A 19627-nucleotide genomic window follows, 5' to 3' on the forward strand; every position below is an offset into this window, starting at 1 on the left:
GGCTGCCGGTGCGGCGCACGGCCCCGGAATCGCGCAGCCGGGCCCCGCCACGGCGCGGGTCGGCGCGATTCGCGTCGGATTTGCGATGATTGGCACGGAAGCTGCTATATAGAATTCGGTCGACCCGGGGCGCGCTGCGCCAAAGCCAGACTCCGGGCAGCTCGATAAACGAGGCGGTTCCCAGTCCGCCGGAATTGTTCAATCAGGAGAAGAGGTTATGAGTAAAACCGTCGCCGACGTCATGCAGCTCGTGAAGGACGAGGACGTCAAGTTTGTCGATTTCCGCTTCACGGATACGCGCGGCAAGGAACAGCACGTGTCGGTGCCGGTTTCGGCGTTTGACGAAGACAAGTTCGAAAGCGGCCATGCATTCGACGGCTCGTCGATCGCCGGCTGGAAGGGCATCGAGGCGTCGGACATGCTGCTCATGCCGGACCCGAGCGCCGCATTCGTCGACCCGTTCTATGAAGAGTCGACCCTCGTGCTGACCTGCGACGTGGTCGAGCCGGCCGACGGCAAGGGCTACGAGCGCGACCCGCGTTCGCTCGCGAAGCGCGCGGAAGCGTACCTGAAGAGCACGGGTATCGGCGACACGGCCTACTTCGGTCCGGAACCGGAATTCTTCATTTTCGACTCGGTCCAGTGGAACACGGACATGTCGGGCTGCTTCGTGAAGATCAACTCGGAAGAAGCACCGTGGTCGGCAGGCAAGGAATTCGAAGGCGGCAACACGGGCCACCGTCCGGGCACGAAGGGCGGCTACTTCCCGGTCGCGCCGGTCGACACGTTCCAGGACATGCGTTCGGAAATGTGCCTGCTGCTCGAACAGCTCGGCATCCCGGTCGAAGTGCACCACCACGAAGTGGCGGGCCAGGGCCAGAACGAAATCGGCACGAAGTTCTCGACGCTGGTCGAGCGCGCCGACTGGACGCAATGGTCGAAGTACATCATCCATAACGTCGCGCACTCGTACGGCAAGACGGCGACGTTCATGCCGAAGCCGGTCGTCGGCGACAACGGTTCGGGCATGCACGTTCACCAGTCGATCTGGAAGGACGGCCAGAACCTGTTCGCGGGCAACGGCTACGCCGGCCTGTCGGAACTGGCGCTGTTCTACATCGGCGGCATCATCAAGCACGCTCGCGCGCTGAACGCGATCACGAACCCGACGACGAACTCGTACAAGCGTCTGGTCCCGCACTTCGAGGCACCGGTCAAGCTCGCCTACTCGGCACGCAACCGTTCGGCATCGATCCGCATTCCGCACGTGTCGAACCCGAAGGGCCGCCGTATCGAAACGCGCTTCCCGGATCCGATGGCGAACCCGTACCTGTGCTTCTCGGCACTGATGATGGCAGGCCTCGACGGGATCCAGAACAAGATCCACCCGGGCGAAGCCGCGGACAAGAACCTGTACGACCTGCCGCCGGAAGAGGATGCAAAGATCCCGACCGTCTGCGCAGGCCTCGACCAGGCACTGGAAGCGCTCGACAAGGATCGCGAGTTCCTGACGCGCGGTGGCGTGTTCACCGACGGCATGCTCGATGCGTACCTCGCGCTGAAGGAGCAGGAGCTGGCGAAGTTCCGCATGACGACGCATCCGATCGAGTTCGAGATGTACTACTCGCTGTAATCGGCGATGGCGCTTCGATTCAGCGCCGTCATGCCGGTTCGTTCCCGTCGCGCGGCCTGCGGCGGGAACCGCGGAGTCTGAAAGGGGACGGCGTCCAGCCGTCCCTTTTTTGTTCCGAGCATTTCCCTTTTCCGACTCGCTGAGGCGCGACGATACGCACGATGGCTCTGAAGAATCTGATCAAGGCGAAGACGGGGCAGCCGGAGCGACTGACGGAAGACGAGCGGCTCGCGCGTTCGGGCCTGCTTGCCGGGCTGGAAGCGCTGCCGACGGTCGTGATCGTGCTCGACCGCAAGACGCTGCGGGTCGCGTTCGCGAACCCGTCCGCGGAGGCGATGCTCGACATCTCGCGCCGGCAGCTCGCGCAGCGGCCGTGGGGCGAGATTTTCCCGAACGCGAACGAGCTCGCGTCGACGATCACCGCGATCGGCGAGGAGCGCTTTCACGCGACGCATCTCGATACCGTGCTCGACCGGCCCGGCCGCGAACCTCTGCACGTGCATGCGATCGTCGGCTTCCTCGAGACCGCACCCGATTTCGTGCTCGTCGAGCTGTTCGAGAACGAACGGCAGTCGCGTACCGATCGCGAGGAGCGCATCCACGACCTGACCGCGGTCAACAAGCAACTGATCCGCAACCTCGCGCACGAGATCAAGAACCCGCTCGGCGGCATTCGCGGCGCAGCCCAGCTGCTCGAATTCGAACTGAGCGAGCGCGAGCGCGGCGAGTTGCGCGAATACACGCAGGTGATCATCAAGGAGTCCGACCGCCTGCAGACGCTCGTCGACCGGTTGCTGGAGCCGCACCGGCATCCGCACATCGTCGGCGACGTAAACATTCATGAAGTGTGCGAACGCGTGCGCGCGGTGATGCTCGCGGAATTTCCGCGCGGGCTCACCATCGAGCGCGACTACGACGTGAGCGTGCCGGACCTGCGCGGCGACAAGGAGCAGCTGATCCAGGCGCTGCTGAACATCGTGCGCAACGCGGCGCAGGCGCTGCGCGAACGGATCGCGCAGGGCGATGCGAAGATCGAGCTGCGCACGCGCGTCGCGCGCAAGGTGACGATCGCGAAGCGCCTGTACAGGCTGGCACTGGACTTGCACGTGGTCGACAACGGGCCCGGCATTCCGGAGGAGATCCGCGACCGGATCTTCTACCCGCTCGTGTCCGGGCGCGACGACGGCAGCGGCCTCGGCCTCACGCTCGCGCAGACGTTCGTGCAGCAGCACGACGGGATGATCGAGGTCGAGAGCCGGCCCGGCCGTACCGAATTTCAGATCCTGCTGCCGCTCGATCATTGAGCGGCGGCATGGCGATTCACCGGATTCACCAATATCTGACCGACCTATGAAGCCGATCTGGATAGTAGACGACGATCAATCGATCCGCTGGGTGCTCGAAAAGGCGCTCGCCCGGGACAGCTTCGCGACGAAGAGCTTCGCGAACGTGCGTGACGCGCTGGCCGCGCTCGACCACGAGACGCCGCAGGTGCTCGTGTCCGACATCCGGATGCCGGGCGGCTCCGGCCTCGAGCTGTTGCAGGCGATGCACGAGCGCTTGCCGGGCCTGCCCGTCATCATCATGACGGCGTTCTCCGATCTCGACAGCGCCGTCGCGGCGTTCCAGGGCGGCGCGTTCGAATATCTGGCGAAGCCGTTCGACGTCGACAAGGCGGTCGAACTGATCCGCCGCGCGGTCGAGGAAAGCCTGCGCGGCGGCGCGCCGCAGGACGAGCGCGTGGCCGAAGCGCCCGAGATGCTCGGCCAGGCGCCCGCGATGCAGGACATGTTCCGCGCGATCGGCCGCCTGTCGCATTCGGCCGCGACCGTGCTGATCACCGGCGAATCGGGCACCGGCAAGGAGCTCGTCGCGCGGGCGCTGCACCGTCACAGCCCGCGGGCGAACGGACCGTTCATCGCGCTGAACACCGCGGCGATTCCGAAGGACCTGCTCGAATCCGAACTGTTCGGCCATGAGCGCGGCGCGTTCACCGGCGCGCAGACGACGCGCCAGGGCCGCTTCGAGCAGGCCGAGAACGGCACGCTGTTCCTCGACGAAATCGGCGACATGCCGTTCGATCTGCAGACGCGCCTGTTGCGCGTGCTGTCGGACGGCCAGTTCTATCGGGTCGGCGGCCACAACCCGCTGCGCGCGAACGTGCGCGTGATCGCGGCGACGCACCAGAATCTCGAGTCGCGCGTGCGGCAGGGGCTGTTCCGCGAGGACCTTTACCACCGGCTCAACGTGATCCGGCTGCGGCTGCCGCCGTTGCGCGAACGCAGCGAGGACATCGCGCTGCTCACGCGCCACTTCCTGCAGAAGAGCGCGCGCGATCTCGGTGTCGAGCCGAAGCGCGTGTCCGACGAAGCGCTCGCGTATCTGACGTCGCTCACGTTTCCCGGCAACGTGCGTCAGCTCGAGAACCTGGCGAACTGGCTGACCGTGATGGCGCCCGCGCAGACGGTCGAGATCAAGGACCTGCCGCCCGATCTCGTGCCCGCGGGCGCGCCGGTGACCGCGACGCTCGACGGCGTGGATGCGCACGGCGGCGTGAGCGGAAGCGGCGGTGCGGGCGACGTGGCGCGCGTGCCGCCGGCGGCCGGCGCGATGCCGTTGACGGCTGCGCCCGTCGCGGCCGCGCCGAACGGCGCGCCGGCCGGCTATCCGATGTGGGAGAGCGGGCTGCGCACCGAAGTCGCGCGGCTCCTGCGCGAGAATTCGGCCGACGTGATGGACGAGCTTGCGCGCCGCTTCGAGGCGGCCGTGATCCGCGAGGCGCTCGATTTCACGCGCGGCCGCAAGGTCGAGGCGGCGGAGCGGCTCGGCATCGGCCGCAACACGATCACGCGCAAGATTCAGGAACTGCATCTAGAGCCGTAAGCCTTCGTCGCGGCATGCGCGGGCGTCGCGCATGCCGCGATCGGACATAATCGCGGTTTGCCGTCACGTGCACACCGTCATGTCCGATTCCTTCCGCTGGCCCGCCGGGGCCGATCCCTTCCGTTTTCTCGAAGCGCTCGACAGCAAGCGCGCCCGCGCGTGGGTCGACGAGCAGAACGCGCGCACGCGTGTCGCGCTGCGCGACGACGATGCGTATCGCGCGCTCACCGCGCGGCTCGCGCACGCGTATCTGCCGCGCGAACGCCCGGTGATTCCGACCCGCTGGCGCGACTGGGCGTACGACCTGTGGCAGGACGATCTCCATCCGAAGGGACTGTGGCGCCGCGCGCGCTGGGACGACTGGCGTGCCGGCCGGCCGGAGTGGGAAACGCTGCTCGACGTCGACGCGCTCGGCGCGCAAGAGGGCGAGTCGTGGGTGTTCGAGCAGGACGCGATCCTGTACCCGGATGGCGACCGTGCCTTGCTGTCGCTGTCGCCGGGCGGCGCCGATGCGGTCGTCGTGCGCGAGTTCGATCTCGTGGCGCGTCGTTTCGTCGACGGCGGTTTCACGATCGACGCGCCCGGGAATCACACGGTCGGCTGGATCGACCGCGATACCGTCTACGTAAGCTGGGATCGCGGCGAGGCGCATGCGACCGCCGCCGGCTATCCGTACGAAGCGCGCCGCTGGGTACGCGGCACGCCGCTCGCCGATGCGCCGGTCGTGTTCCGTGGCGAGCCTGACGACATCAGTGCGGGCGCGGGGTTCGATCCGATCGACGGCCGCCACGTCGCGTGGCGCAGTGTCGATTTCTTCGACGCGCATGCATACCGGCTGACCGACGCGGGCGAGTGGGCGCGCTACGACGTGCCGACGCATGTCGAGGTCGGCTTCTGGGAAGGCTGGCTGATGCTGGAGCCGCGGCTCGACTGGGACTGCGGCGGCGTGCGTCACGCGGGCGGCTCGCTGCTTGCGATCCGCGAGCAGGCATTCCTCGCCGGGTCGCGCGAGCTCACGACGCTGTTCGTGCCGCGACCGTCGACGTCCGCCTGCACGTGGACGCACACGCGCACGATGCTGATCGCGAGCTGGCTCGACGACGTGCACAACCGCACGATGCTGTGGCAGCCGCGCCAGGGCGACGACGGCGCGTGGACGTGGGACGCGCGGCCGTTCGAATGGCCGGGCGACGCGCAGATCGACGTCGAGCCGGTCGAGTCGACGCTGAACGACGACGTGTACGTGGACGTCGATACCTATCTCGATCCGCCCGAATGCTGGCTCGCCGATCTGGCCGATCGCGCGGCCGATGCGTCGTCGCGGCGCGTGCTGCTCGACCGTCCGCCGGTGCGATTCGATGCGGCCGGGCTCGTCGTGCGTCGCGCGAATGCCCGCTCGCGCGACGGCACGGTCGTGCCGTACACGCTGATCGGGCCGCGGGACGCACTCGATGGACCGGAGCCCGTCGACGGCAGCGCCCGCGTCGCGCGGCCGTGCCTGCTGTCAGGCTATGGCGGCTTCGCGATTCCGAACCTGCCGGGCTACAGCGATGCACTCGGCATCGCGTGGCTCGAACGCGGCGGCGTCGCGGCATTCGCGCACATCCGCGGCGGCGGCGAATTCGGGCCGGGCTGGCACGTCGACGCGCAGCGCGAACATCGGCAGCGCTCGTTCGACGACTTCATCGCGGTGGCCGAGGACCTGATCCGCACCGGCGTGACGACGGCCGCGCAACTGGGGATCGAGGGCGGCAGCAACGGCGGGCTGCTGGTCGGCGCGTGCATGGTGCAGCGTCCGGAACTGTTCGGCGCGGTGCTGTGCCGCGTGCCGCTGCTCGACATGCGGCGCTATCCGAAGCTGCACGCGGGCGCCGCGTGGCTCGACGAATACGGCAATCCTGACGATGCGCGCGAGGGCGCGGCGCTCGCCGCCTACTCGCCGTATCACCGCGTGCGCGAAGGTGTCGTCTATCCACCGTTGCTGCTGACGACGTCGACGCGCGACGACCGCGTGCATCCCGCGCATGCGCGCAAGATGGCCGCGCGCATGCATGCGCTCGGACACGAACGGGTGTGGTACTGGGAGAACACCGACGGCGGCCACGGCAGCGCCGACGACCTGGAGCGCGCCGAATCGGATGCGGCGGAATTCGGCTTCCTGTGGGCCCATCTCGGGCCCGCGCCCGCGCGCGGTTGAGCGCGGGCGTGAGCGGGCAGGGGGCTCAGCCGACGATCGCGACGACGGGCGTGTGGTCGGACGGCTGTTCCCATGTGCGCGGCGTGCGGTCGACCTCGCATGACGTGCAGGTGGCGGCGAGCGCCGGCGACAGCAGGACGTGGTCGATGCGCAGCCCCGCGTTGCGGCGGAACGCGAACATCCGGTAGTCCCACCACGTGAAGGTTTTCTCGGGCTGCTCGAAACGGCGGAACGCATCGACGAAGCCGAGTTCGATCAGCTTCGCGAAGTGCGCGCGCTCCTGCGGCGACACGAGGTTCTGGCCTTCCCATTTCGCCGGATCGTGCACGTCGCGATCTTCCGGCGCGATGTTGTAGTCGCCGAGCAGCGCGAGCTTCGGGTAGCGCTGCATCTCGGTGTTCAGCCACGCGTGCAGCGCGTCGAGCCACTGCATCTTGTAGACGAACTTGTCGGAGTCGGGCGCCTGGCCGTTCGGGAAATACGCGGACACGACGCGCACGCCGTCGACCGTCACCGCGACCACGCGCTGTTGCGGATCGTCGAAGCCGGGGATATTGCGCACGACATCGGATTCGTCGACGGCGAGCGTGTCGCGGGCGAGGATCGCGACGCCGTTGTAGGTCTTCTGGCCCGTGAACCAGCTGCGGTAGCCGGCCGCCTCGAGATCGGCGCGCGGGTATTTCTCGTCCGGCAGCTTCAGTTCCTGCAGGCACAGCACGTCGGTTCCGCTTTGCGCGAGCCAGTCGAGCACGTGCTGCTTGCGGACGTTGAGCGAGTTGACGTTCCAGGTGGCGATTTTCATGAACGGGAATGCGTGCGGGGTGAATGCGAAGGCCGCCATCTTACCGCGAGCACGGGGCGCGAACGCGCGCGACACACGATGCAAAGCCGGTGCCGTGCGTCGCGATATCGACGGCCTGCGAAGAATTTGTGACAAAAGTGTTGACGTGAGTGCTTCATCACCCTATAATTTATTTCTCTGACGCGGGGTGGAGCAGTCTGGCAGCTCGTCGGGCTCATAACCCGAAGGTCGTAGGTTCAAATCCTACCCCCGCAACCAAGCACACCAGACGATGTGCAGCGCAAGTGACCGATGCGCGCTTCGTCGACAGGAACCCGGCCCCGTGCCGGGTTTTTTGTTTTCAGCCCGCCGCCCACTCGACCGCCGCTTTCGCATGCAGCGCGGTCGTATCGAACACCGGCAGCGGCGAATCGTCCGCGCCGATCAGCAGCGTGATTTCCGTGCAGCCGAGAATCACCGCCTGCGCGCCGCGTTTCGCCAGTTCGTCGATGATCGCCACGTAGGTCGCGCGCGACCCGGCATCGATCACGCCATGACACAGCTCGTCGTAGATGATCCGGTGCACGTCGTTGCGCGCGGATTCGTCCGGCACCAGCACGTCGAGGCCGAACTTGTCGCGCAGACGCTCCTCATAGAACGGCAGTTCCATCGTGTAGCGCGTGCCGAGCAGCGCGACGCGCTCGACGCCCGCGGCGCGCAGCGCGGCGCCGGTCGGATCGGCGATGTGCAGGAACGGCAGCGCCACCGCGGCCTCGATCGCGCCGTGCACGCGGTGCATCGTATTGGTCGTCAGCACGACGAGATCGGCGCCGGCCGCTTCGAGCTGACGCGCGGCATCGGCCATCCGTTCGCCGAGCGCGGCCCAGTCCTGCGCACGCTGCAATGCTTCGATCTCCGCGAAATCCACCGTGACCAGCACGCTCTTCGCGTTGTGATGGCCGCCGTGCAGCACCTTCGAATGGCGGTTGATCATCCGGTAGTACTCGGCCGACGATTCCCAACTCATCCCGCCGATCAGTCCGATCGTCTTCATCCGTCACCTGTGCGTTTCATATGTCGTGGCAGACGAGTATAGGGGCCGGCCCGCGCGCGCGGCGGTACGATCCGCGCGAAGCGGACCGGTACGGCATTGCCGGTTGGAGGTGGCCGGCGCGCGGGGGCGGCGATCCGAGGTGCCTGGCGGTGTCCGGCGGCGGTCGAACGCGGCAGCACGCGACAGTTGAAACGGGCACTGTGTTTTTGTACAGTATCGGCACCGTGAATCCGACCATCAACCCGCCTGCCGATCCGCGCATGCCGTCACCCGGCGACGCGCCGCCACGCGTGCGCAAGATCATCCACTGCGACTGCGACTGCTTTTACGCGTCGGTCGAGATGCGCGACGACCCGTCGCTGCGCAACCGGCCGCTCGCGGTCGGCGGGCGGCCCGACCAGCGCGGGGTGATCGCGACCTGCAACTACGAGGCGCGGCGCTACGGCGTGCATTCGGCGATGTCGTCGGCGCTGGCGATGCGCAAGTGTCCGGATCTGCTGATCCTGCCGTCCGCGATGGACAAGTACCGCGCGGCGTCGCGGCAGATCATGGCGATCTATCGCGACTACACGCACGACGTCGAGCCGCTGTCGCTCGACGAGGCGTACCTCGACGTCAGCGGTTCCGAACTGTGCCAGGGCAGCGCGACGCTGATTGCGCGGGAGATTCGCCAGCGCGTGTACGACACCGTCGGCGTGACGGTGTCGGCGGGCGTCGCGCCGAACAAGTTCATCGCGAAGATCGCGTCCGACTGGAACAAGCCCGACGGCCTGTTCGTCGTGCGCCCGCATGAAGTCGATGCGTTCGTCGCGGCGCTGCCGGTGCGCAAGCTGCACGGCGTGGGCCAGGTGACGGCCACGCGACTCGACCGGCTCGGCATCCAGACCTGCGCGCAGTTGCGCGACTGGTCGCTGATCGACCTGCATCGCGAGTTCGGCGCGTTCGGCCGGCGGCTGTACCAGCTGGCGCGCGGGATCGACGAGCGGCCGGTGCGGGCCGACCAGGAGCGCAAGTCGGTCAGTGTCGAGACGACCTACGTGACCGACCTGACGACGCTCGAGCAATGCTCGGACGAGATCCGCCGCCTCGTCGTGCAGCTCGACGCGCGGATCGCGCGCGCGGGCGCGGTCCGCTCGATCCGCAAGCTGTACGTGAAGATCCGCTTCGCCGATTTCCAGCGCACGACGGTCGAATGCGTGGCCGACGCGACCAATGCGCAGACGGCCGTCACGCTGCTCGCGAAGGGGTTGCAGCGGCGCGCGCAGGCGGTTCGGCTGCTGGGCGTCGGCGTGCGCATCGACGAGGACACGGCCGAGCGTCACGGGCAGTTCTCGCTGTTCGACGACGAAGCCGACCACAACACCGACAACGCGGACGAAGCCGGCGACGACACGCCGGCGCCATGAAAAAAGGCACCGCCGAAGCGGTGCCTTGCGATGCTGCCGGACGCGCCGGGCAGGGCATGGTCAGTGCGCGGGGGCGGCCATCCCGTTGTGGCGCAGCAGCGCGTCGATTTCCGGCTCGCGGCCGCGGAACGCCTTGAACGAATCCATCGCCGGCCGGCTGCCGCCGACTTCGAGGATTTCGCGGCGATAGCGCGTGCCGGTCGCCGCGTCGAGCACGCTGCCGCTTGCGGCGGCCGCTTCCTCGAACGCCGCGTACGCGTCGGCTGACAGCACTTCGGCCCACTTGTAGCTGTAGTAGCCGGCCGCATAGCCGCCCGCGAAGATGTGGCTGAACGTGTTCGGCCAGCGCGAGAACGCGGCCTGCGGGATCACGTGGTAGCGCTCGTTGATCTCGCGCGCGAACGCGTTCACGCCGGTCGCGCCGGCCGGGTCGAAGTCGACGTGCAGCAGCATGTCGAACATCGAGAACACGATCTGGCGCAGCGTGCCGAGCCCGCTCTGGAAGTTCTTCGCGGCGATCATCTTGTCGAACAGCTCGCGCGGCAGCGCGGCGCTCGTATCGACGTGCGACGACATCGACGACAGCACGTCCCATTCCCAGCAGAAGTTCTCCATGAACTGCGACGGCAGCTCGACCGCATCCCATTCGACGCCGTTGATGCCCGACACGCCGAGCTCGTCGACGCGCGTGAGCATATGGTGCAGCCCGTGGCCGAATTCATGGAACAGCGTGATGACTTCGTCGTGCGTGAAGCACGCGGGCTTGCCGCCGACCGGTGCCGAGAAGTTGCAGGTCAGGTACGCGACCGGCGTCTGTACGGTGTCGCCGCGCTTCGCGCGCGCACGCGCGTCGTCCATCCATGCGCCGCCGCGCTTGCCTTCGCGTGCATACAGGTCGAGATAGAACTGCGCGACGAGCGAGCCGTCGCGGTTCTCCACGCGGAAGAAGCGCACGTCCTTGTGCCACACCGGTGCGTCGTCCGGCTTGATCCGCACGCCGAACAGCGTTTCGGTGACGGTGAACAGGCCCTTCAGCACGGCCGGTTCCGGGAAGTACTGCTTGACCTCGTTTTCCGAGAACGCGTAGCGCTGCTGGCGCAGCCGCTCGGCCGCGAACGCGACGTCCCACGGCGCGAGCTCGGTCAGGCCGAGTTCCTTCGCGGCAAACGCGCGCAGTTCGTCCCAGTCCTTGTCCGCATGCGGGCGCGCGCGCGTCGCGAGATCCTCGAGGAATGCGATCACCTGCTGCGGCGATTCGGCCATCTTCGGCGCGAGCGATACTTCGGCGAAGTTGCGGTAGCCGAGCATCTGCGCTTCTTCGCGGCGCAGCTTCAGCTCGTCGGCGACGATCGCCGTGTTGTCCCACTCGGCCTTGCCGCCGCCGTACTGCGGCCCGAGTTCCGATGCGCGCGTCGCATACGCGCGGTACACCGTCTCGCGCATCGCGCGGTTCTCGGCGTACTGCAGCACCGGGAAGTAGGACGGGAAGTGCAGCGTGAATTTCCAGCCTTCCTTGCCTTCCTTCTGCGCGGCTTCGCGGGCTGCTTCGATCGCGTCGCCCGGCAGGCCGGCCAGCTCGGCCTCGTCCTGCGCGAAATACGCATAGGCGTTGGTCGCGTCGAGCACGTGGTCGGAGAATGCCTTCGACAGCGCGGCCTGCTGCTCCTGCAGCTCCGCGAAGCGCGGCTTCCGGTCTTCGGGAAGCTCGGCGCCCGACAGGCGGAAATCGCGCAGCGCGTTGTCGAGGATCTTCTTGCGCTCGACGGACAGCGTCGCGTATTCGGCGCTCGCGGCGATCGCCTTGTACTTCTCGTACAGCGCGAGGTTCTGGCCGACGCTCGACCAGAATTCGGTCACGCGCGGCAGGTTTTCGCCGTACGCGGCGCGCAGCTCCGGCGTATCGGCGACCGCGTTCAGGTGGCCGACGACGCCCCATGCACGCCCGAGCGGCTCCGTCGCCTGCTCGACCGTCTCGACGATCGCGGCCCAGGTCGCCGGCGTCGCGGGCGCGCTCGCGGTGTCGACCGCACGGTTGGCGGCATCGAGCAGCGTGTCGAGCGCGGGCGTCACGTGTTCCGGACGAATCTCGCCGAAGCGGGGCAGGCCGGAGAAATCGAGGAGCGGATTGGAATTGGCGCTGGCGGACATTAAGACTCCCTGTCTGTTGCCGGATGAACCGGGGTGAAAAGGGTGAGGCGCGATGCGGCGGCGCCCGATACCGACATTATTGGGGCGCATCGCGCGCTTTCCAATCGTTAGTTTCTAACGACGCGATTGGAGGCGGTCGATGCGGGGGCCGATTCGGGTGAAACGCCGTGGGGTGTGGCAGCGTGGCGACGCGGCCGCGACGGCGGCCGGCGAGACGCCGGCGCACGAATGCGCGCCGGCTGGGCGGGCAGGGCGATCGCGGGTGGCGATCTCAGGCGATCAGGCGGCCGCGGCGGCGCGCTCGGCGGCTTCGATCGTGTTGATCAGCAGCATCGTGATGGTCATCGGGCCGACGCCGCCCGGCACGGGCGTGATGTGGCCGGCGACTTCCTTCACGCCGGCGAAGTCGACGTCGCCGCACAGCTTGCCCGCGTCGTCGCGGTTCATGCCGACGTCGATCACCGTCGCGCCGGGCTTGACCATGTCGGCCGTCAGGATGTTGCGCTTGCCGACCGCGGCGACCACGATGTCGGCCTGGCGCGTATGCGAGGCAAGGTCGCGTGTCTTGCTGTGGCAGATCGTCACGGTCGCGCCGGCTTCGAGCAGCAGCATCGCCATCGGCTTGCCGACGATGTTCGAGCGGCCGATCACGACGGCGTTCGCGCCTTGCAGCGGGATGTCATGCGCTTCGAACATCTTCATCACGCCGTACGGCGTGCACGGGCGGAACAGCGGCTTGCCCGTCATCAGCGCGCCGGCGTTCGCGACGTGGAAGCCGTCGACGTCCTTCTCCGGTGCGATCGCCTCGATCACCTTGTGGCTGTCGATGTGCGCGGGCAGCGGCAGCTGGACCAGGATGCCGTGGATCTTCGGGTCGCGGTTCAGTTCGTCGATGCGCGCGAGCAGGTCGGCTTCCGACAGCGTGTTCGGGTACGCATCCTTCAGCGAGAAGAACCCGTTGTCCTCGCACGCCTTGATCTTGTTGCGCACGTAGACTTCGCTCGCCGGGTTGGCGCCGACGAGGATCACCGCGAGACCGGGCTGGTGGCCGCGTGCGGTCAGGGCGGCGGCGCGTTCGGCGGCCTGCGCGCGCAAGGTCTTCGAGAGGGCGTTGCCGTCGATGAGGAGGGCTGTCATGGTGGTGGTCCTGCCGGGAAGTTGGAATGCGGGCGTGCGGCGCGCGAAGCGCCGCAGCAAAACACGCAATTATACCGGTCGCCTGCTGTCGTCCGACAGCGAATACAAGGAAAGCGTCATGGCGGTAGTGCCGGCGCTCCGGGAGGAAGCGCCGGGCCACGCCGCGCGAGTGGGCCGCATCGCGGGCGCGGCAGGGCGACGGTGCGGCCGGCCGGGCAGGCGCCCCGCGGCCGCGCGCAACGTTCAGGCCTGCTTCTTCGACAGCGCGAGGCGCAGCAGATCGGCGACCGTGTTGACGTTGAGCTTTTCCATGATGTTCGCGCGGTGCGCTTCGACCGTCTTGATGCTGATCCCGAGATCGTCGGCGATCTGCTTGTTCAGGCGGCCGGCGATGATCCGCTCGAGCACCTGCTGCTCTCGCGCGGTCAGCTTCGACAGGCGCTCGCTCGCGGCGCGCTGTTCCTGGACGCTCTTGCTTTCGCTTCGGGCCTTGTCGAGCATCCGCTCGACGAGCTTGCGCAGCTCGGCCTCGTCGAACGGTTTCTCGATAAAGTCCATCGCACCCTTTTTCATCGTCGACACCGCCATCGGCACGTCGCCGTGGCCCGTGACGAAGATGATCGGCAGCGCGGCGTTGTCGGCGATCAGGCGCTCCTGCAGTTCGAGGCCGCTCATGCCCGACATCCGCACGTCGAGGATCAGGCAGGCGATCTGGCCGGCCTGCTGCGCCGGCTGATAGGCATCGAGGAATTGCTCGGCGCTCGAGAAGCATTGCACGCGATAGCCGTTCGCCTCCAGCAGCCAGCGCAGCGAGTCCCGTACGGCTTCGTCGTCGTCGACGACGAAGACAGTTTCCTGAGTGGTGGTGACAGGGCTATTCATAGTTCTCCCGTAACGGTATGTGATGCCGATGCCTCGCGCCCCCCTTGGCCGAGATCAGCGGGTTCCCCAATGGGCAGGCTGCAGTGGAATGTCGCGCCGGAAATGCGGCCGTCCGGTTCGACATTGTTGACCACCCACAGACGCCCCCGATGCGATTCGATGATCGAACGGCAGATGTTCAGCCCCATGCCCATGCCGTCGGACTTGGTGCTGTAAAACGGTTCGAACAGGCGTTCGGCGGTCGCTTCGTCGACGCCCGGACCCTGGTCGATCACACGGATGTCGACGAAACCCGCGTCGATGTCGGCGACGACGCGGATCACGCCGTCCGCCGACGCCGGCTTCACGTCGGCCATCGCCTCGGCCGCGTTCTTCATCAGGTTCACGAGCACCTGCTCGATCAGCACGGGGTCGACATAAATAATAGGCATTCTTGCGAGGATTTCCGTGACGATCCGGATCCTGCGCTTCCTGGCCTCGATCTCGGCGAGCCCGACCGCGTCGGCGACGATGTCCGCGACTCGCGCCGGCTGGCGCTTCGGCTCGCTGCGCTTCACGAATTCGCGAATCCGCTTGACGATCATCCCCGCGCGCAGCGCCTGCTGCGCGGTCTTTTCCAGCGCTGGCTGCAGCGTTTCGGGCGTGCCGCGGCCGCTCTTCACGAGCGCGAGCGTGCCCGAGCAGTAGTTGTTGATCGCGGCGAGCGGCTGGTTCAATTCGTGAGCAATCGACGACGCCATTTCACCCATCGTCATCAATCGGCTCGTGAACTGCAGCTTTTCTTCCTGCTGATGCGCGAGCTCCTGCGCCTTCTTGCGGGTCGTGATGTCGGTCGCGATCTGCATCTGCGCGAGGTGGCCGTCGACCCACTGGATGTACTGGCGGCGCACCTCGAACCACTTCTGGATGCTCTCGACGTACACCTCCTGCGCGTCGGCCGTGCTGCTGGTCAGCGCGGCGGCCGGCAGGCCCGCGAACGCGTCGACCATGTCGATCGAGTCGGACGACGCCTGCGCACGGTCGAAGCCGCCGCCCGACAGCTCGAGGTGGCCGTCCGGACGGATCCCGAACAGGTGGCGGTAGTAGCGGTTCGCGAACAGCAGTTCGGCTTCGTCGGCGGCCAGCACCGACACCGCGGCGTCGAGGCTTTCGAGCACCGTCGTGAAGCGCTCGTGCGCGGCCGCGAGTTCCTCGCGTGCGCGCTTCGGTTCGGTGATGTCGGTCATCGACGACATCCAGCCGGTCTGGCGGCCCGAGCTGTCGATCAGCGGCGACACGTAGAGGCGCGCATGGAACAGCGTGCCGTTCTTGCGCCGCACGCGCAGCTCGAAGCCCGAACTCGGCGCCTTGCCGCGCAGCGTCATGTCGAGCTGGCGCTGCATTTCGGGATACGAGTCGCGCGGCCAGTACGGGAACGGCGCGACCTTGCCGACGAGGTCGGTCTCGTCCCAGCCCGTCATTCGGCAGAACGCCGGGTTCACGTGCGTGATGCGGCCGTGCATGTCGAGCACGCGCATGCCGATCAGCACCGAGTTCTCCATCGCGCGGCGGAAGAACGCTTCCGCGTACAGCGCCTGCTGCGCCTCGAAGCGCTGGCGCGTGTGCTTCCACAGGCTCCAGAGGCTCCACAGCACGAAGCACGACAGCCCGGCGACGAGCCACACGAGCGTGTTGTTGGTCAGGTTCGTGAGCTGCGGGAACGCGTACACGCGCACGGTCAGCCCCTGGCCGGGCGGATCGAGCGGCAGGTCGTAGTGGGAGTCGCGCGGCAGGCGCGGGCGCGTCGACGTGGACGACAGCTCGCGGTTGTTCGAGTCGGTGATCGAGATCTTGTACTTCGACGACAGCTCCTGCGGGATGTCGTGCTTCAGGATTCCTTCGACCGAGAACACCGCGGCGATCGAGCCGAGATATTCGCGGTCGCCGCGCATCACGGGCGTCTGCAGCGTGATGAAGCCGTTGCCGAAGTCGTCGTAGATCAGTGGCGAATAGGCCTGGCGGCGCGTGCTGCGCGCTTCGTCGTACGCGCCGCGCACGGCGTCCTGCATCTGCGCGTCGCCGGGCTTCGCGAGCCGCTGGCCGAGCAGCGGCGGGTGCACGGTCGGCCAGCGCTGCACGCCGGGTGCGGTGTACCAGTTCAGATAGAGGATTTCCGGATGCGTCTGCATCACGTCGGCGACGGCCATCTGGAACGCATTCTGGTCGAGGCGGCCGGACGCGAGATCGCGCGACAGCGCCTGCAACTGCTCCTGCGCGCCCGTCATCGACAGGCGGATCTGCTGCTGCGCCCACGCGACGTTACGGAACAGGGTGTCTTCCTGCTGTTGCTGTTCGCGGCGATTGAGGCTCCATAGAATCAGGCTCATCACCACGAGGAACACGAGGATCGACAGCAGCGGCGTCAGCAAATAGGAATTGGACCACCACGGTCCGTGGTGCCAGCGGGACGGCTGCGACTCCGCCGGCGGGCCCGACGGTCGCGCCGAGCGTGCGAAAAGCCGATCGGTCAACATGGCAGGATTGTAGCGCAGCGCAATACATGGAAAACCCATACCGGATATGTTGAACGGAAACGGATTTGTGCTCGCGGCGCGTGCCGGAGAGGCCCGAAACAAGGGTGCAGCGCAGCAATATTCCGCATTGCGAGAAAAGATCTCACAATTCGAAAATTTTGTTGCGCGTGGCCGGATACGCTCATTACAATCCGTCGGAGCTTGCCCGCAGCCGGCCGCGTCGCGTCGTCTGCACGAGAGCGATCCTCACATTCCAGGACCCAGGAGACGAGAATGTCCGCTGTACCGAACGAAGTGATGAAATATGTCGCCGCCGAACGTGACGACGACCCGCAAGAAACCGTTGAATGGCTCGAGTCGCTCGACGGCGTGATCTCCTCCGTGGGCACCGGCCGCGCGCACTACCTGATCGAAAAGCAGATCGAATTCGCCCGCGTGCACGGCGAACACCTGCCGTTCTCCGCCAATACCCCGTACATCAACACGATTCCGGTTGCCGCCCAGGCGAAGATTCCGGGCGACCAGGACATCGAGCACCGCATCCGTTCGTACACGCGCTGGAACGCGCTGGCGATGGTGCTGCGCGCAGGCAAGGACACGAACGTCGGCGGCCACATCGCGTCGTTCGCATCGGCCGCGACGCTCTATGACGTCGGCTACAACCACTTCTGGCACGCGGCGTCCGACCAGCACGGCGGCGATCTCGTGTTCGTGCAGGGCCACTCGTCGCCGGGCGTGTACTCGCGCGCGTTCCTGCTCGGCCGCCTGTCGGAAGAGCAGCTCGACAGCTTCCGCCAGGAAGTCGACGGCAAGGGCATCTCGTCGTACCCGCACCCGTGGCTGATGCCGGACTTCTGGCAGTTCCCGACGGTGTCGATGGGTCTCGGCCCGATCATGGCGATCTACCAGGCACGCTTCATGAAGTACCTGGAATCGCGCGGCATCGTGAAGACCGCCGGCCGCAAGGTCTGGGCGTTCCTCGGCGACGGCGAGACGGACGAGCCGGAATCGCTCGGCGCGATCGGCATGGCGAGCCGCGAGAAGCTCGACAACCTCGTGTTCGTGATCAACTGCAACCTGCAGCGTCTCGACGGTCCGGTGCGCGGCAACGGCAAGATCATCCAGGAACTGGAATCGGAATTCCGCGGTGCCGGCTGGAACGTGATCAAGGTCATCTGGGGCAGCCGCTGGGACGCGCTGTTCGCACGCGACAAGTCGGGCGCGCTGATGCGCCGCATGATGGAAGCCGTCGACGGCGAATACCAGACGTACAAGTCGGAGTCGGGCGCGTACGTGCGCGAACACTTCTTCAACACGCCTGAACTGAAGGCGCTCGTCGCCGACTGGTCGGACGACGACATCTGGGCGCTGAACCGTGGCGGCCACGATCCGCACAAGATCTACGCGGCATTCCACGAGGCGAGCAACACGAAGGGCGCGCCGACCGTCATCCTCGCGAAGACCATCAAGGGCTACGGGATGGGCGAGTCGGGCCAGGCGATGAACATCACGCACCAGCAGAAGAAGCTGCCGGTCGAGCAACTGAAGAAGTTCCGTGACCAGTTCCGCCTGCCGATCGCCGACGAGCAGATCGCAGACGTGCCGTACCTGAAGTTCGAGGAAGGCTCGAAGGAACTCGAATACATGCGCCAGAAGCGCATGGACCTCGGCGGCTACCTGCCGCATCGCCGCGAGAAGGCGACGTCGCTGCCGGTGCCGGCGCTCGACGCATTCGAGCCGCTGCTGAAGGGCACGGGCGAAGGCCGCGAGATCTCGACGACGATGGCGTTCGTGCGGATCCTGAACATCCTGCTGAAGGACAAGGCACTCGGCAAGCGCGTCGTGCCGATCGTCCCGGACGAGTCGCGTACGTTCGGCATGGAAGGCCTGTTCCGCCAGATCGGTATCTGGAACCAGGAAGGCCAGAAGTACGTGCCGGAAGATTCCGACCAGCTGATGTTCTACAAGGAATCGGAAACCGGTCAGATCCTGCAGGAAGGCATCAACGAAGCGGGCGGCATGTGCGACTGGATCGCGGCGGCGACGTCGTATTCGACGCACGGCGAGATCATGGTGCCGTTCTACATCTTCTATTCGATGTTCGGCTTCCAGCGGATCGGCGACCTGGCATGGGCGGCGGGCGACATGCGCTCGCGCGGCTTCCTGCTCGGCGGCACCGCGGGCCGCACGACGCTGAACGGCGAAGGCCTGCAGCACGAAGACGGTCACTCGCTCCTGTGGGCGGCATCGGTGCCGAACTGCGTGAGCTACGACCCGACGTTCGGCTATGAACTCGCGGTGGTCATCCAGGACGGTCTGCGCCGCATGGTGCAGGACCAGGAAGACGTGTACTACTACATCACGGTGATGAACGAGAACTACGAGCACCCGGCGATTCCGCAGGGCGAGCACGTGGCGGCCGACATCATCAAGGGCATGTACGCGTTCAAGAAGGCCGACGCCGATGCGAAGGCACCGCGCGTGCAGCTGCTCGGCGCGGGCACGATCTTCAACGAAGTGATCGCTGCCGCCGACCTGCTGAAGAACGACTGGGGCGTCGCGGCCGACCTGTGGAGCGTGCCGAGCTTCACCGAACTCGCGCGTGAAGGCCACGAAATCGAGCGCTGGAACCTGCTCCATCCGACCGAGGAGCGTCGCCTGTCGCACGTGCAGAAGTGCCTGAAGGACACGCAGGGTCCGGTCATCGCGTCGACCGACTACGTGCGCGCGCTGGTCGACCAGATCCGCGGTCAGATCGATCGCCGCTTCGTCGTGCTGGGCACGGACGGCTTCGGTCGCTCGGACACCCGCGAGAAGCTGCGTCACTTCTTCGAAGTCGACCGTCACTGGGTCACCGTCGCCGCGCTGAACGCGCTGGCCGACGAAGGCACGATCGAGCGCAAGGTGGTCGCGGACGCGATTGCCAAGTACAACCTCGATCCGTCGAAGCCCAACCCGATGACCGTTTAACGCACACGCGCCGTGTGATGCCG

General features: G+C 66.8%; 12 protein-coding genes and 1 tRNA gene. 7 read left to right on the forward strand and 6 right to left on the reverse strand.

All coding sequences use genetic code 11. From position 1 onward, the window contains the following. Positions 1-217: 217 nt before the first annotated feature. The 4 genes from glnA to U5771_RS16145 all read left to right on the forward strand — a co-directional run bounded on the left by glnA (position 218) and on the right by U5771_RS16145 (position 6713). Positions 218-1633, forward strand: coding sequence for a type I glutamate--ammonia ligase (glnA, locus tag U5771_RS16130; protein WP_322024898.1), 1416 nt, complete (start codon positions 218-220; stop codon positions 1631-1633). A 161-nt stretch (positions 1634-1794) separates the two neighbouring features. Continuing rightward, positions 1795-2937 (forward strand): nitrogen regulation protein NR(II), encoded by a 1143-nt coding sequence (gene glnL, locus U5771_RS16135; RefSeq protein WP_322024899.1) that lies wholly within the window; start codon positions 1795-1797, stop codon positions 2935-2937. A gap of 46 nt (positions 2938-2983) precedes the next feature. After that, a complete protein-coding gene (gene ntrC, locus U5771_RS16140) occupies positions 2984-4516 on the forward strand; it encodes a nitrogen regulation protein NR(I) (RefSeq protein WP_322024900.1) in 1533 nt (510 codons plus the stop codon). A 79-nt stretch (positions 4517-4595) separates the two neighbouring features. Further along, complete coding sequence (locus tag U5771_RS16145) at positions 4596-6713, forward strand: prolyl oligopeptidase family serine peptidase (RefSeq protein ID WP_322024901.1); 2118 nt, start codon at positions 4596-4598, stop codon at positions 6711-6713. Between the two features lie 25 nt (positions 6714-6738). On the opposite strand, the gene xth is transcribed toward U5771_RS16145, so the two are convergent. Continuing rightward, positions 6739-7515, reverse strand: a complete 777-nt coding sequence (xth, locus tag U5771_RS16150) for an exodeoxyribonuclease III (protein WP_322024902.1) — start codon at positions 7513-7515, stop codon at positions 6739-6741. A gap of 181 nt (positions 7516-7696) precedes the next feature. On the opposite strand from xth, the gene U5771_RS16155 reads away from it, so the two are divergent. Further along, a tRNA-Met gene (locus U5771_RS16155) sits at positions 7697-7773 on the forward strand. A gap of 82 nt (positions 7774-7855) precedes the next feature. Here the strand turns inward: U5771_RS16155 and U5771_RS16160 are convergent. After that, on the reverse strand, positions 7856-8548 hold the full coding sequence (locus tag U5771_RS16160; RefSeq protein ID WP_322024903.1) for an aspartate/glutamate racemase family protein: 693 nt from the start codon (positions 8546-8548) through the stop codon (positions 7856-7858). Between the two features lie 200 nt (positions 8549-8748). On the opposite strand from U5771_RS16160, the gene dinB reads away from it, so the two are divergent. Next, a complete protein-coding gene (dinB, locus tag U5771_RS16165; RefSeq protein ID WP_322024904.1) occupies positions 8749-9954 on the forward strand; it encodes a DNA polymerase IV in 1206 nt (401 codons plus the stop codon). 60 nt (positions 9955-10014) lie between these two features. On the opposite strand, the gene U5771_RS16170 is transcribed toward dinB, so the two are convergent. The 4 genes from U5771_RS16170 to fixL all read right to left on the reverse strand — a co-directional run bounded on the left by U5771_RS16170 (position 10015) and on the right by fixL (position 16634). Further along, positions 10015-12102, reverse strand: coding sequence for a M3 family metallopeptidase (locus U5771_RS16170; protein WP_322024905.1), 2088 nt, complete (start codon positions 12100-12102; stop codon positions 10015-10017). A gap of 279 nt (positions 12103-12381) precedes the next feature. After that, a complete protein-coding gene (gene folD / locus U5771_RS16175; protein WP_322024906.1) occupies positions 12382-13239 on the reverse strand; it encodes a bifunctional methylenetetrahydrofolate dehydrogenase/methenyltetrahydrofolate cyclohydrolase FolD in 858 nt (285 codons plus the stop codon). 243 nt (positions 13240-13482) lie between these two features. Next, positions 13483-14121 (reverse strand): oxygen response regulator transcription factor FixJ, encoded by a 639-nt coding sequence (fixJ, locus tag U5771_RS16180; RefSeq protein WP_006493245.1) that lies wholly within the window; start codon positions 14119-14121, stop codon positions 13483-13485. Continuing rightward, positions 14118-16634, reverse strand: coding sequence for an oxygen sensor histidine kinase FixL (gene fixL, locus U5771_RS16185; RefSeq protein WP_322024907.1), 2517 nt, complete (start codon positions 16632-16634; stop codon positions 14118-14120). The genes fixJ and fixL overlap by 4 nt, the downstream gene beginning before the upstream one ends. Positions 16635-16907: 273 nt before the next feature. On the opposite strand from fixL, the gene aceE reads away from it, so the two are divergent. Continuing rightward, entirely contained in the window at positions 16908-19604 is a 2697-nt protein-coding gene (gene aceE, locus U5771_RS16190) for a pyruvate dehydrogenase (acetyl-transferring), homodimeric type (RefSeq protein WP_322024908.1), read from the forward strand. The last annotated feature ends 23 nt before the right edge of the window (positions 19605-19627 follow it).

Source organism: Burkholderia sp. BCC1977 (assembly GCF_905339595.1).
GTDB lineage: Bacteria > Pseudomonadota > Gammaproteobacteria > Burkholderiales > Burkholderiaceae > Burkholderia.